14 protein-coding genes are annotated in these 13,855 nt (G+C 40.1%); 8 read left to right on the top strand and 6 right to left on the bottom strand.

The features are described from left to right. The first annotated feature begins 6 nt into the window (after nt 1-6). The 8 genes from KP710_RS00100 to hycI all read left to right on the top strand — a co-directional run bounded on the left by KP710_RS00100 (nt 7) and on the right by hycI (nt 7,976). Nucleotides 7-1,452, top strand: a complete 1,446-nt coding sequence (locus KP710_RS00100) for a hydrogenase 4 subunit D (RefSeq protein ID WP_215770822.1) — start codon at nt 7-9, stop codon at nt 1,450-1,452. A gap of 10 nt (nt 1,453-1,462) precedes the next feature. Then, nucleotides 1,463-2,101 carry a hydrogenase 4 membrane subunit gene (gene hyfE / locus KP710_RS00105; RefSeq protein ID WP_140450159.1) on the top strand — a complete coding sequence of 213 codons (639 nt, stop codon included), beginning with the start codon at nt 1,463-1,465 and terminating at the stop codon, nt 2,099-2,101. A 4-nt stretch (nt 2,102-2,105) separates the two neighbouring features. Further along, on the top strand, nt 2,106-3,644 hold the full coding sequence (locus KP710_RS00110; RefSeq protein WP_005636980.1) for a hydrogenase 4 subunit F: 1,539 nt from the start codon (nt 2,106-2,108) through the stop codon (nt 3,642-3,644). A gap of 19 nt (nt 3,645-3,663) precedes the next feature. Next, entirely contained in the window at nt 3,664-5,394 is a 1,731-nt protein-coding gene (locus KP710_RS00115) for a hydrogenase large subunit (protein ID WP_005634689.1), read from the top strand. A gap of 10 nt (nt 5,395-5,404) precedes the next feature. Continuing rightward, on the top strand, nt 5,405-5,980 hold the full coding sequence (locus tag KP710_RS00120) for a formate hydrogenlyase complex iron-sulfur subunit (RefSeq protein WP_005626087.1): 576 nt from the start codon (nt 5,405-5,407) through the stop codon (nt 5,978-5,980). Then, entirely contained in the window at nt 5,977-6,753 is a 777-nt protein-coding gene (locus KP710_RS00125; RefSeq protein ID WP_065246297.1) for an NADH-quinone oxidoreductase subunit B family protein, read from the top strand. The genes KP710_RS00120 and KP710_RS00125 overlap by 4 nt, the downstream gene beginning before the upstream one ends. 364 nt (nt 6,754-7,117) lie before the next feature. Further along, the gene (locus KP710_RS00130) at nt 7,118-7,525 is read left to right on the top strand and encodes a formate hydrogenlyase maturation HycH family protein (RefSeq protein ID WP_048953583.1); all 408 of its coding nucleotides are present in this window, start codon (nt 7,118-7,120) and stop codon (nt 7,523-7,525) included. Beyond that, nucleotides 7,518-7,976, top strand: coding sequence for a hydrogenase maturation peptidase HycI (gene hycI / locus KP710_RS00135; RefSeq protein WP_048953585.1), 459 nt, complete (start codon nt 7,518-7,520; stop codon nt 7,974-7,976). The genes KP710_RS00130 and hycI overlap by 8 nt, the downstream gene beginning before the upstream one ends. An 83-nt stretch (nt 7,977-8,059) precedes the next feature. Here hycI and KP710_RS00140 read toward each other — a convergent pair whose 3' ends face one another. The 6 genes from KP710_RS00140 to KP710_RS00165 form a co-directional block, all read right to left on the bottom strand. After that, nucleotides 8,060-9,007: a ribose-phosphate pyrophosphokinase gene (locus KP710_RS00140; RefSeq protein WP_048953587.1), complete on the bottom strand. Its 948-nt coding sequence runs from the start codon at nt 9,005-9,007 to the stop codon at nt 8,060-8,062. Between the two features lies 1 nt (nt 9,008). Then, nucleotides 9,009-9,950: a 4-(cytidine 5'-diphospho)-2-C-methyl-D-erythritol kinase gene (gene ispE / locus KP710_RS00145; protein ID WP_048953688.1), complete on the bottom strand. Its 942-nt coding sequence runs from the start codon at nt 9,948-9,950 to the stop codon at nt 9,009-9,011. Nucleotides 9,951-9,961: 11 nt separating this feature from the next. After that, on the bottom strand, nt 9,962-10,582 hold the full coding sequence (lolB, locus tag KP710_RS00150) for a lipoprotein insertase outer membrane protein LolB (RefSeq protein ID WP_032825167.1): 621 nt from the start codon (nt 10,580-10,582) through the stop codon (nt 9,962-9,964). 71 nt (nt 10,583-10,653) lie between these two features. Beyond that, complete coding sequence (locus tag KP710_RS00155; protein ID WP_048953589.1) at nt 10,654-11,904, bottom strand: multifunctional CCA addition/repair protein; 1,251 nt, start codon at nt 11,902-11,904, stop codon at nt 10,654-10,656. Nucleotides 11,905-11,910: 6 nt separating this feature from the next. Beyond that, a complete protein-coding gene (locus KP710_RS00160; protein ID WP_005641802.1) occupies nt 11,911-12,522 on the bottom strand; it encodes a TIGR04211 family SH3 domain-containing protein in 612 nt (203 codons plus the stop codon). A 67-nt stretch (nt 12,523-12,589) separates the two neighbouring features. Continuing rightward, nucleotides 12,590-13,852, bottom strand: a complete 1,263-nt coding sequence (locus KP710_RS00165) for an inorganic phosphate transporter (protein WP_111407871.1) — start codon at nt 13,850-13,852, stop codon at nt 12,590-12,592. Between the last annotated feature and the right edge of the window lie 3 nt (nt 13,853-13,855).

Genomic DNA, 13,855 nt, shown 5'->3' on the forward strand with positions numbered 1-13,855 from the left:
GGAAATATGGAACGTTTAGCACTAATTACAATCATTTTGCCGTTTGTCGGTGCGTTTATTGTGGGGTTGAACAAACAATCTTTCCCAAAAATCGCCACAATTTTTGCCGCACTTGCTACCCTTGGCACACTTGCTGTGGCAGCACAGTGGTATGCAAATGGCGCACAATCTGTCACCTATGATTTAGTTAAATTTGGTGATACAGCAATCTTCGGCGTGACCTTAGATGCAGTAAGTACGTTAATTGCCTTTGCCGTTGTGGGTTTAGGTTTCTTAATTTGCTTATATTCTTGTGGTTATTTAACCGATAAAAACCGCGAACATCCGCATAACGGATTACCTCGTTTTTATGCTTTCTTATTGATTTTCATCGGTGCAATGGCAGGCTTGGTGTATTCATCAACTTTAGCGGGTCAGTTGCTTTTCTTTGAAATCACTGGGGGATGTTCTTGGGCATTAATCAGCTATTATCAAAGCCAAAAAGCAATGGCGGCTGCGATGAAAGCGTTGATTATCACTCACGTAGGTTCATTAGGTTTATACCTTGCTGCGGCTTATTTATTTAGCCAATCTGGCACATTCTCTATCACGGCGTTAGAGCATCTTGCGCCAGAAGCGAAAACTATCGTGTTGTTTGGGGTGATGTTTGCCGCATGGGGTAAATCAGCGCAACTTCCAATGCAAATTTGGTTACCAAATGCGATGGAAGCACCAACACCGGTCAGTGCGTATTTGCACGCGGCATCAATGGTAAAAGTGGGCGTCTATATTTTCGCTCGTTCCGTGATGTCAGCTGGTGAAATTCCGCACATTGTGGGTGAAGTGGGAATTGTGATGGCAATGATTACATTGATTTATGGTTTCTTAATGTACTTGCCACAAGCAGATTTAAAACGCTTACTTGCGTATTCAACTATTACTCAACTTTCTTACATTTTCATCGGGCTTTCTCTTGCAGCATTAGGTTCTAAATTAGCCTTTGTTGCAGCGATTGCTTATATCTTTAACCACGCCTTTGCGAAAAGCTTATTCTTCTTGGTTGCAGGTTCATTGAGTTATGCCACAGGTACACGTTCAATGCCTCGCTTACAAGGGATTATGCGCACCATGCCTGTGGTTGGTACAGGATTTGGTATTGCCGCGTTGGCTATTGCTGGTGTGCCACCATTTAATGGTTTCTTCAGTAAATTCCCATTATTTGCCGCAGGTTTCGACCTTGGACAAGAATATTCATGGGTAACTTGGTTAATGGTGATTGCGTTGATTGAATCTACGGCAACATTTGTTTGGTTGCTTTATAAATTTGGTCAATGTGTTATCGGTAAACCATCTGAAGATGTGCAAAATGCGCAACCATTGCCATTCTCTATGACATTTGTTTTAGTGATTTTAATGGTGATGTCTGTGTGTTCTAGCTTTATCGCTGCCTATTGGTTAGGCCTTGCGGGTTAAGGAGAGAATTATGTTAATGATCAATGTATTAGCGAGTTTACTCATCATTACATCGCTTTGTGTCATTATGGCAAAAACCGCAAAAAAATCCGCGTTGTGCTATGGCTTACAGTCTCTTGTATTGGTGGTATTATTCGTTTATTTGGCATTTGAAATGCAAGCTCACGAACTTTATATGTGGTCCATTAGTGCATTCATCACGAAAGTATTATTAGTGCCAGGAATTTTAATCTTTTCTTTACGAAAAATTGACGAAAGTCAAACTCCTGCAGGAATGAATGTCGCTTGGTTGATCCCGATCACATCTATCATCGTTTGCTTATGTTACTTTGTTGTCATTCCAGTGAACTTACCGTTAGTTGAACATTTAAAACCAGCGTTGTCAGTCTCACTTAGCCACTTCCTTTTAGGTTTAGTGTGTATTGTGAGCCAACGCAATATTATGAAACAAGTTTTCGGTTATTGTTTAATGGAAAACGGTGCGCATTTAACTTTGGCTTTACTTGCCAACAATGCGCCAGAATTAGTTGAAATCGGCATTGCCACCGATGCGATTTTTGCGGTCATCATTATGGTGGTGTTGGTGAATAAAATTTACCGCACTTTCAACACTGTTGATGCTAAACAACTTATGAGTTTGAAGGGGTAACGCTATGTATGAACAATGGATAATTGCGTTATTAGTCGCACCTTTAGTCATCGCTTTTGAAAGCTTTGCACTACGCGGAACAAAAAATCGGACAGTTTGTACCGCATTCCATATTACCGGGTTAATTTTGATGTTGTTCTTTTCTGTACAGGTCATTTCTGGCGTGTTGGAAAAAGGCAGTATCAGTGCATTTAACAACTGGGTGTATGTTGATAGTCTTTCTGCCATTTTCTTAGGCTTAATTGCTGTCGTGGGTTCACTTGCTGGGGTGTATTCTATCGGTTATATGAACACAGAATTGGAAGAAGGGCATATTGATTTTAAAACCTATGCTCATTACCACGGTTTTTTACACTTGTTCTTCTTTACGATGATTGTGTCAGTTATCACCAATAACTTAATTTTAATGTGGGTTGCCATTGAAGCGACAACATTAAGCTCTGCGTTTTTGGTCGGTACTTACAAACAAAAAACATCCCTTGAAGCCGCGTGGAAATACATCATCATCTGTTCTGTGGGCGTTGCCTTCGGTTTATACGGCACACTTTTAACCTTTGCTAATGCAAATGGCGTGCTTGCCGATCCAAGCCAAGCGATTTTTTGGTCAGCCGTGAATCAACAAGCCACTGGTTTAAATCCAATGTTGATGTATATCGCATTTGCTTTCGTATTGATTGGTTTCGGCACGAAGTGCGGTCTATTTCCAATGCACACTTGGTTATCTGACGCACACAGTGAAGCACCAAGCCCAGTGAGTGCAATTTTATCAGCGGTGTTATTAAACTGTGCAATGCTTGTGGTGTTGCGTTACTACACATTGGTTTCAAAAGCAGTTGGTGCAGAATTTCCACAAACTTTAATGTTGATCTTTGGTTTACTTTCAGTGCTTGTGGCGGCGTTATTTATCATCGTGCAATTTGATATTAAACGTTTGCTTGCTTACTCAAGTATCGAAAATATGGGCTTAATCAGCTTCGCTTTCGGTCTTGGTGGCCCAATTGGGGTATTTGCAGGTTTACTTCACACCATCAACCACAGTCTTGCGAAAACCTTATTATTCTGTGCATCGGGTAATATTCTATTGAAATATAAAACTCGTGATATGAATCAAGTGCGTGGATTATGGCGTGTTGCACCAGTGAGTGCGGTGCTTTTCGCTGGTGGTGCGTTGGCATTAGGCGGCATCCCTCCATTTAACGTGTTTGTGAGTGAATTTAGTGTTGTGGTCGCGGGGATTACAGCAGGTAAAACTTGGTTAGTTATTTTATGCTTAATTTTACTTACCATCGTGCTTGCAGGACTTGCCTTAATGCTATTAAAAACAGTGCTTGGCAAACAACCTGATAATGTAGAAGCAGGCGAAGTCAGTAAAGTCTCTTTGGCGGCAATGGCCATACTATTGTTGTTAATGTTTGTAATGGGTATCCATATTGCAGAGCCAATCTTGCAGTTACTAAAAAGTGCGGTAGGAATTGTGCTTGGATCTGAACATGTGTCCTTTGGCGATATGCTAGTTTTACCTTGGCAAAGTTTAGCGAAATGATCGACAATTGGGGGAAAAAATGGAATTAACTAAAAATACATCGGTCGATCCGGTAAAAATGCTCGGCAAAAATTATATTGAAGCCGTTAATGCAAAATTTCCGAATACAATTTTAGATGAGGAGTGGTCTACACCAAATCAAGTGACTTTAACGGTGAAAACGAATATGTTACCTGATGTGGTGGAATATCTTTACTATCAACATGAAGGCTGGTTGCCATTAGTTTTTGGTAACGATGAACGTTCAATTCATGGTCATTATGCCGTTTATTACGTGCTTTCTATGGAAGGTGTCGTCAAAACTTTTGTGACGATTAAAGCACTCGTGGATCCTGTCACACTGGAATTTCCTTCCGTGACACCGAAAGTCAAAGCTGCGGTGTGGGGCGAACGTGAATTGTTCGATATGTACGGTTTAAAAGCTGTCGGTCTTCCCGATCAACGTCGTTTAGTGTTACCAGATGACTGGCCAGATGATCTTTACCCATTACGTAAAGATTCTATGGACTACCGTTTGCGTCCAGATCCAACTACGGCAACGGAAACCTATGAGTTTATTAACGAAAAAGGTGAAGCGCGCATTGTGCCTATCGGCCCTCTCCATATTACATCAGATGAACCGGGACACTTCCGTTTGTTTGTTGATGGGGAAGATATTATTGATGCAGACTACCGTTTATTCTATGTACACCGTGGTATGGAAAAATTGGCAGAAACCCGAATGGATTACGATCAAGTCAATTTCTTGGCTGACCGTGTGTGTGGTATCTGTGGTTTTACCCATAGCGTTGCTTATGCTAACTCTGTCGAAAATGCATTAGGTATTCAAATTCCTGAACGGGCACAATGGATTCGTGCAATTTTGTTGGAAGTTGAACGCTTGCACAGTCATTTATTGAACTTAGGTTTATCTAGCCACTTTACTGGTTTTGATACTGGCTTTATGCAATTCTTCCGTGTTCGTGAAAAATCAATGACACTTGCGGAAGTGCTTACTGGTGCACGTAAAACCTATGGTATCAACTTAATCGGTGGTGTACGTCGTGATATGTTGAAGCACCAACGTGAACAATGTATTAAGCTTATTGCAGAAATGCGTGAAGAGCTTAAAACTTTGGTAGATATTTTACTCAATACGCCAAATATGGAACAACGTACTGTAGGCGTAGGAGTGCTTGATCGTCAAGTTGCGCGTGATTTCAGCCCAGTCGGACCGATGATTAGAGGTTCCGGCTTCGCACGTGATGTGCGTAAAATTCACCCCTTCTCTGGCTATGGTGATGTACCATTCAATATGTTCACCGAACAAGGTGGCGATGTCATTTCTCGTGTGAAAGTGCGGGTAAATGAAGTATTTGAATCCATGAATATCATTGATTATATGGTGGATAATTTGCCTACTGGTGCGATTATCACTGAAGGTTTCAATTACACCCCTGGACGTTTTGCCTTAGGTATCACGGAAGCGCCGCGTGGTGAAGACATTCACTGGTCAATGCTTGGTGATAACCAAAAATTATATCGCTGGCGTTGTCGTGCAGCGACTTATGCAAACTGGCCAACTTTACGTTATATGTTGCGTGGCAATACAGTATCAGATGCGCCGCTTATCATTGGTAGCCTTGACCCTTGCTATTCTTGTACTGACCGTGTGACTGTGGTGGATGTACGTAAACGCAAAGCACAAACGGTTTCTTACAAAGAAATCGAACGCTACGGCATTGAACGTAAAAATTCACCATTAAAATAGGGGGCGCACAATGTTTAAATTACTTAAAACCGTATTAAATGCGGGGGATGTTACCACTAAATATCCGTTTAAACCCTACGAAGTTGATCCTGATTTCCGTGGTAAACCAGAACTGAACTCTGATCAATGTATTGTTTGTGCAGCCTGTACAATGGCATGTCCAGCTAATGCGCTTACCATGCGTACCGATCCAGAAACAGGCGAACGTACTTGGTCATTATTTTTAGGCCGCTGCATTTTCTGTGGCCGTTGTGAAGAAGTTTGCCCAACAAAAGCCATTCGTTTAAGCCAAGATTTTGAATTATCAGTCAGCAATAAACAGGATCTTTACCAAGAAACAACCTTCACTACAACGATTTGTCATCAATGTGGTCAGCCTTTTGTTTCTCATAAAGAACTCAATTATGCCGTGGATTTATTTAAACAAACGTTGGATAACGATGAACTGGTAAAACATAAATTAGCGGTGCTCAACACTTGCCCAACCTGTAAACGCCAAAACAGTTTGGAAAAAACCGCCGATATGGAATCCAATATGCGCGTGAAATTGGCGTTATTTGATCACGTTAGGGAGATTGCAAGATGAACACACAAATCCCAATGCCCGTGAATGGTATTTCAACGCCATTTAGTGTGGATGAAAACATTGCGAAAATGAAACAAACTTTGTTGAAAAAGATTCAACGTTCCGCTTATGTTTACCGTGTTGACTGTGGTGGTTGTAATGGTTGTGAAATTGAAATTTTTAGTACCATTACACCAACCTTTGACGCTGAACGTTTCGGGATTAAGGTTGTTGCATCACCTCGCCATGCGGATATTTTATTATTTACTGGCGCGGTAACTCGTGCAATGCGTACACCTGCAATGCGTGCTTATCAAGCTGCACCCGATCCAAAAATCTGTATTTCTTATGGAGCGTGCGGTTGTGGTGGCGGTATTTTCCATGACTTGTACTGCGTGTGGGGCGGTAGCGATCAAATTGTGCCAATTGATGTGTATATTCCTGGATGTCCTCCAACTCCAGCTGCGACTATTTATGGTTTTGCAATGGCACTAGGTTTACTTGATCAAAAACTCAAAGGTAAACAAGAAATTGCCGATCCTAATGCTGAGGCTAAATTACGTTTCCCAAATATTCCATTAGATTTACGTGTGGAATTAGAACGTGAAGCGCGTCGTTTGGCGGGCTATCGACAAGGTGGAGACATTGCTAATCAATTTATGAGTATGATGTCTGAAAAAGATCAGGTTCCATTTGGTGTTCGTCTTGGCGAATTTTTGGAACGTGAAGCGGATCCTCGTTTGAGTGAAATCGTAAACCGATTACATGCAATTAGTATGCCGTTTTCGGGATAGTCTAACGATTGCTAAATAAACTAATAGCTCCGTTTTGATTTCTGCCAAATCTCCCCTTCCCCCTCTTTGCTAAAGAGGGGAATAGGAGCGGTCAATTTCAATCTAGTTTTCGGCACTAACAACAGAAAACTAAAATGAGAGAGACGATACTTTATCGCTAAAGAAGAATCTTCTCTTTAGCAAAGAGAGGAATAAGAGCCTCAACCTCAATCTAGTTTTCTGCATTAACAACAGAAAATTAAAATAAGAGAGAAGACACTTTATTGCTAAATAGAAATCCCCCTCTTTAGCAAAGAGGGGTAAGGGGAGATTTGGCAGTATTGATTAGCGAAGAAATTACTTTACAAGTTTTATAGGACGTACCATGACAACCCAAGTTTTTTTCTATTTACTCAATGAGCGTTTTGTTGAAAACGATGAACAAGTTCCAGAGCAAGCCAAGCAAGTAATGTATTATTCCCTTGCGATTGGTCACCACGTTGGAGTAATTGACTGCTTTAAAAAATTGCTAATTTGTGATTATGCAGATTACCAACGTTTTGTAGATACCTTCCCTGAAGGCGATGCAAAACGTAAATTTGCGGGCTTAATGAAATTTGGTGAAATAGTGATTGATTCAAGTCATGTGAATTTATTGGCTAAGGCACTATATGAAAATAGAGCCAATTTTTCGCCTGAACATCAAAAATGGATCGATATTTTAATGGACACGCTTGCTTCCATCCAGCGTGAACCTGTGATGTATATTATGGTGAAACGTCGTGATGAATGAAAATGTAATCCTAACTGTTGGTAACACAATGATGGGCGATGATGGGGCTGGCCCCTATCTTGCTCAGCTTTGTAGTGAAAATCCGTTGACAAATTGGATCGCACTTGATGGTGGTTCTGCACCGGAAAATCTTGTGCATCAGATCCGTGCCATGAAACCAAAGCGTTTAATTATCTTTGATGCCACAGAAATGGAATTGCCCGTTGGCAAAATTCGTATTATCGACAAAGAACTTATCGCCGAAATGTTCTTCGTCAGCACGCATAATTTGCCACTTAATTTTTTAATCGAGCAATTAGAGGAAGATATTCCTGAGGTTATTTTTATTGGTATCCAGCCCGATCTTGTTTCTTTTGGTTTTCCGATGAGTGAAGCTGTGAAAAGTGCGGTAGAATTTTTCTATGGATTTCTAAAAGAGGATGGTTCGTTAAACGAAATTGCAAGATTATAAAGTACATCTCAACGAAAGTGGGAATTTCACAAATATTGTTGAAATTCCCATAATTCTTAAAGATCATTGTCTAGCATTTTAATTTAATTAAACATAGCTGAAATTGACTCTTCATTACTAATACGACGGATAGCTTCAGCAAGCATTGCAGACAGAGTAAGTACGCGTACGCGACCTAATGCTTTAATTTCCTCAGAAAGTGGGATTGTATCTGTTACAACGATTTCATCAATAGCGCCACTAGCCAAATTTTTCGCAGCAGCACCAGAGAATACAGCATGAGTCGCATAAGCAAATACGCGTTTTGCACCACGTTCTTTTAATGCTTCAGCTGCTTTGCAAAGCGTACCGCCTGTATCGATCATATCATCGACAAGAATACAATCACGACCTGCGACATCACCGATAATATGCATTACTTGTGCTACGTTTGCACGTGGACGACGCTTGTCAATAATAGCCATATCAGTATCGTTTAATAATTTAGCTACCGCACGAGCGCGAACAACACCACCAATATCTGGAGAAACAACAATTGGATTTTCAAGATCAGATTTTTTCAAAATATCGTGAATTAAAACTGGAGAACCAAACACATTGTCTACTGGTACATCAAAGAAGCCTTGGATTTGTTCTGCGTGTAGGTCGCAGGTTAATACGCGGTCAATACCAACAGTTGAAAGTAAATCTGCCACAACTTTAGCGGTAATAGGTACACGTGCTGATCGTACGCGACGATCTTGACGAGCATAACCAAAGTAGGGAACAACAGCCGTGATACGACCTGCAGATGCACGACGTAATGCATCTACCATCACAATTAATTCCATTAGGTTATCATTGGTTGGAGCACAGGTTGATTGTATAATGAATACATCTGCACCACGCACATTTTCATTGATTTGAACTTGGATTTCACCATCACTGAAACGGCCAACAGTGGCATCGCCTAGTGAAATATATAAACGTTCAGAAATGTGTTTTGCAAGTTCTGGTGTTGCATTACCCGCGAAGAGTTTAATGTCAGGCATTTTATAAAACCTCAGGTTTAGATTGTCGATGAGTATGAATTGGTGATAGCTGCTTCAACATTGCGTGCAAGGGAGAAACATTGAGTCCTTTAGCGATAAAGCCAAAAAATTCTTCTGGTTTTTGTCTAAATACCGCTTGTGCTTCTGCTTCATGATCAAATTCAGCAAAAACACATGCTCCCGTTCCTGTTAATCTTGCCGGCGCATATTGTAGCAACCAGTTTAGCGCTTTTTCAACGTTTGAATAATGATTTATCACAACTTTTTCGCAATCGTTTACATAAGGTTCACTCAAAAGTTGTTCTAGGGATTTTTTCGGTGTATTACGTGGTAAATTTGGATCTTGAAATATGACAGCCGTCGATATTGAATCATCGGGTTTTAATACAACAAACCATTTTTCAGCAGGTTCACAATAAGTGATTTTTTCCCCGACACCTTCAGCAAAAGCAGCGTGTCCATGTACAAATATTGGCACATCAGCGCCTAGTGTTAAGCCTAATTTTGCCAGTTCATCAATAGATAAATTGGCTTGCCATAAATAATTTAATGCGACCAATGCGCTTGCTGCATTAGATGACCCCCCACCAACACCGCCTCCCATTGGAAGAATTTTATCTAAATGAATATTTGCACCCAATTGAATATTGGCTTTTTCTTGTAAAAGTTTTGCAGCTCGATAAATTAGATTATCTTCTGTTTTTAGATTTGGAATTTCTGGCGTTAAAACAATTCGATTATCTTCTTCACGGATACTCATTTCTAACCAATCGCCGAAATCTAAAAATTGGAAAAGTGTTTGTAATTCATGATAGCCGTTCGGCAATTTTCCGTTGATATAAAGAAATAAATTCAGTTTGGCTGGGCTAGGGAAGCGCAATGGCTTCCCATTTGATTGCGTTGTATTTTGAGAAAGTGCGGTAGAAAATTGATGTGATTTCATTAATGTATTCATTAGTAAATCCACTCATCTACGCGAATCTTTAGAGTTTGTTTCGTGCTGTCATTTTTTAGTAGAATATTTTCAGGCATCGAATTATTTGAGTGATAAGTTAGATAATCTGCTGTCCATTGAGAACCATCCACATGATAAGTAAATGCGCCAAGTAAATGGTTGGTACCGACTTGATAATCTGCATTTATTGCAGGTTGACCTTTTAACCAATAAGCTAAATGCTCTAATGGCACATCCATGCCAATGATCTCTTGTAATAGTAGTTTAGCATTGGCTGCAGATTGTTGATTGCCGTTGTTATCGGAAATTGTCATTCCACTTTGATGCATTTGAATCCAAAGAGTAGATTTACTGATTAAAGAATAGAGTTTAAGCGTATAAGATTTTGGATTTTGGTATTGCCATTCAAAGCGGCTAGAAAAACGTTCTGTAGGACTGATATAACCAATTTGTCCTTTAGCTTGATAGGATTGAATTTTTTGAATCTTTTGTAAATGCTGTTGCCATGTGGCGTCGGTTTTATCGATATATTGCACGTTAACTGGGCGTTCAGCATCCATCGTACAGGCTGTAAGTATGCTGGTTACAAAAAGTGCGGTGAGAAATTTAAACGTTTTCATATTATTCATCAAGTTAATAAGCTCGCGTATTTTAAGGATTTAGTTGAATTGAGTAAAGTTACTTTTATTTGTTAATTTTTGGGGTAATTTGCTTTTGTTTGTTTAACCGCTAAGATTCTTCGTTTCGTCAATTCATTTCTGATTTCTTGTTTCTCAAATCCATCTGCAATAACTTGCTGGACATCTACTTCATTGGCCGCTTGTAATAATTGATTGACGTAATCTATTTGTGGATAGTCTTTATTTTCAAAACCTGTTCTACCTCGAGTATCAGCTAGACATACTTGTAGAAATTCTTGAAAGCGTTGAGGTTTTCTCCACACATCAAAACGATTAAACAGCGTTATGACGGTTTCAGCTCGAAGCTCAAAGGCCTTGTGAATATGCGTATGAAATTCACAAGTCAGTTCTGCAAGTTCTTGAAAATAACTTGGGACTTTCAAGCGTTTGCACAATGATCTAGTCGGTTTTATGCCAGCTTGTTCATGCCCATAATGATGAGGAAGAATATTTTGAGGTGTAAGAGCCTTGCCAAGATCATGACAAATTGCGGCAAAACGGACCGCACTTTTATTTAGGATAGGGTTATTTTCAGTCAAATTAACCGCTTGTTCTAATACCAACATGGTATGAATAAAACTATCCACTTCTGGATGATGTTTTACTGGATTTGGCACGCCATAAAGGGCATCGATTTCAGGAAATAAAACTCTTAATGCGCCTGTTTTATGTAAGGTTTCAAAATAAATTTCAGGATTTTTTTCGTTTAAGGCTTTTTCTGTTTCTAACCAAACTCGTTCCGCCGTGAGATGTTGTAATTCTCCTGATTGGGCAAGTTCTGCCATTAGGGATATCGTTTCCGATGCAATTTTGAAACCGAGAGAATGATAACGGGCAGCAAAGCGTGCCACGCGTAATACTCGTAAAGGGTCTTCTGAAAAAGCGGGAGAAATATGGCGCAAAATTCGATTTTCTAAATCTTGTTTTCCTCCATAAGGATCGATAATTTCACCGTCTTCGCTTTGAGCCATGGCGTTAATAGTGAGATCTCGTCGAATTAAATCTTGTTCTAATGTAATTGTTGGGGAGAAATCACAAATAAAGCCAGTGTAACCTGCGCTAGATTTACGTTCTGTTCGGGCAAGCGCATATTCTTCTTTTGTTTTAGGATTGAGAAAAACCGGAAAATCTTTGCCTACTTGTTGATAACCGAGAGAGAGTAGCGTAGCGGGGGTTGCATCTACCACAATCCAATCACGATCTTTTACCGGTAAACCCAATAATTGATCGCGAACAGCCCCACCAACTAAATAAACTTTCATTCGTGATTATGCCCAGCCATCGCGACGGCGACGTTTTGGTAAAACATAAGGAATAAGTAAGCCGAAGAGTAAGCCTACGCCCAATACTGAACCGCCATAAATAAACCATTGGATAGCAATTTCTCGTTTACCTGCATCAAGCATCGCTTCTAAATCACGATTTTTATTTTTGGTCATTTCAAGTTCACGTTTCAATTGTGAATTTTGTTCTAAAAGATCTGCACTTTGTTGCTCAGCTTGTTTGGTTCGACGTTGCATTTCGACAGTACGTTGTTGCCAATCGCCATCTAAACGACTAAGTTTTAAAGTTAATTCTTGAACTTGAGCTTTTAATTTTGGATTTTCTTCTTTACTACTTGGCGTGTTGCTTAAGTCTGAATTTAAAATCCAAGCTTCACGATTTTTATTGTCGCGAATGAGTGTGTATTTGCCTTGGCGATCTAATACATTCACCGCTTCTCCAGCTTGAATTGAACCTGCAATTTTAAATTGTTCACCAGCACCACGGCGTAAGAAGGTACTGAGATTTTCAGTAACATATTGCGTTTCTGCATGAGCAGTTGCAATACCTGTACCAAGTAAAGCGCAAGATAAAAGTGTATTGTAGATTTTTTTCATGCTTTCTCCTTAAAAACAAAAACAACAAAAGTGCGGCTAAATAAACCGCACTTTTTGTTGCAATAAATTAATTAAACACCGCACGCAATAAATAGAAGATAATAATTGCGAAGAATGCGCCGGCTGGTAACGTGATTATCCAAGAACTAATGATGTTTCGGATAACCGTTAAATTGAGTGCCGCGATACCGCGAGCAAAACCGATACCTAAAATTGCCCCAACAAGTGTTTGTGTTGTTGAGATCGGTAAGCCTGTACCTGATGCAACTACAACAGTCATCGCAGTAGCAAATTGAGCAGCAAAGCCACGGCTTGGCGTTAAATCGGTGATCCCAGATCCAACAGTCGCCATTACTTTTTGCCCCATAGTAATTAAGCCTACAGCAATACCTAATGCACCTAGTGGTAAAATCCACCAAGTTAAGGCTCCACCTGAAACAATTTTACCGCCTTGTTCAACGATAGATACAACCGCTGAAAGTGGGCCAATTGCATTCGCTACATCATTCGAACCATGAGCGAAAGCCATCGCACAGGCGGTTAATAACATTAAAATGCTGAAGACTTTTTCTACCGCACCAAAAGTCCCTTTGCTTGCAGATTGGGTGAATGTTTTGCTTTTAAAATAGAAGTGGAAAAACAGCATGCCTACAAGGCTAATGACAAGTGAAATGACCAAAGTTTCTTTATTGGAAAGATTTAAACCAACATGTTTTAAACCTTTTGTCATTGTTACGATACACAGTACAAATACGGTTATCCCCATGTAATAAGGACCATATTTTTGTGCGTTTTTCAGAGGATATTCGGTATCAAAAATAAGCTTTTGCGTACTTGCAAAGATTGCATAGGCGAGAATACCTGCAATGACAGGCGTGATGAACCAGCTACCAACGATGCTACCAATATTTGACCAATCTACTGCGCCAGGGCCAATCGTAATGCACGCAAATCCAATAATTGCACCGATGATAGTGTGAGTACCTGAAACCGGCCATCCCATTTTTGTTGCGATAAATAACCAAGCACCAGATGCAAATAAAGCAGAAAGCATACCCAGTGCTAAAATATCGGGCGTATCAACAAATTGCATTGGATCGATTACGCCACTTTTAATGGTTTCTGTTACTTCACCACCGGCTAGATATGCGCCAGCAGATTCAAAAATTAACGCGATAATAATTGCTTGTTTGGCTGTTACAGTACCGGAACCTACGGATGTACCCATTGAGTTTGAAACATCATTGGCTCCAATACCGAAAGCCATAAAAAAGCCGAAGGCTGCTGTAATCCACACCAACCATGAACCATATTGACTAATAACTTCCATAGT

The sequence above is a fragment of the Haemophilus sp. SZY H35 genome, from assembly GCF_018829705.1.
Classification (GTDB): Bacteria; Pseudomonadota; Gammaproteobacteria; order Enterobacterales; family Pasteurellaceae; genus Haemophilus; species Haemophilus haemolyticus_K.

Bases quoted from the DNA above. Each gene is read 5' to 3' on its own strand.
- ispE (WP_048953688.1), bottom strand. From the start codon at position 9,950: ATGAAATCACATCAATTTTCTACCGCACTTTCTCAAAATACAACGCAA.
- lolB (WP_032825167.1), bottom strand. From the start codon at position 10,582: ATGAAAACGTTTAAATTTCTCACCGCACTTTTTGTAACCAGCATACTT.
- KP710_RS00125 (WP_065246297.1), top strand. From the start codon at position 5,977: ATGAACACACAAATCCCAATGCCCGTGAATGGTATTTCAACGCCATTT.
- KP710_RS00100 (WP_215770822.1), top strand. From the start codon at position 7: ATGGAACGTTTAGCACTAATTACAATCATTTTGCCGTTTGTCGGTGCG.
- KP710_RS00165 (WP_111407871.1), bottom strand. From the start codon at position 13,852: ATGGAAGTTATTAGTCAATATGGTTCATGGTTGGTGTGGATTACAGCA.
- KP710_RS00110 (WP_005636980.1), top strand. From the start codon at position 2,106: ATGTATGAACAATGGATAATTGCGTTATTAGTCGCACCTTTAGTCATC.
- KP710_RS00155 (WP_048953589.1), bottom strand. From the start codon at position 11,904: ATGAAAGTTTATTTAGTTGGTGGGGCTGTTCGCGATCAATTATTGGGT.
- hycI (WP_048953585.1), top strand. From the start codon at position 7,518: ATGAATGAAAATGTAATCCTAACTGTTGGTAACACAATGATGGGCGAT.
- KP710_RS00130 (WP_048953583.1), top strand. From the start codon at position 7,118: ATGACAACCCAAGTTTTTTTCTATTTACTCAATGAGCGTTTTGTTGAA.
- hyfE (WP_140450159.1), top strand. From the start codon at position 1,463: ATGTTAATGATCAATGTATTAGCGAGTTTACTCATCATTACATCGCTT.
- KP710_RS00140 (WP_048953587.1), bottom strand. From the start codon at position 9,007: ATGCCTGACATTAAACTCTTCGCGGGTAATGCAACACCAGAACTTGCA.
- KP710_RS00160 (WP_005641802.1), bottom strand. From the start codon at position 12,522: ATGAAAAAAATCTACAATACACTTTTATCTTGCGCTTTACTTGGTACA.
- KP710_RS00115 (WP_005634689.1), top strand. From the start codon at position 3,664: ATGGAATTAACTAAAAATACATCGGTCGATCCGGTAAAAATGCTCGGC.
- KP710_RS00120 (WP_005626087.1), top strand. From the start codon at position 5,405: ATGTTTAAATTACTTAAAACCGTATTAAATGCGGGGGATGTTACCACT.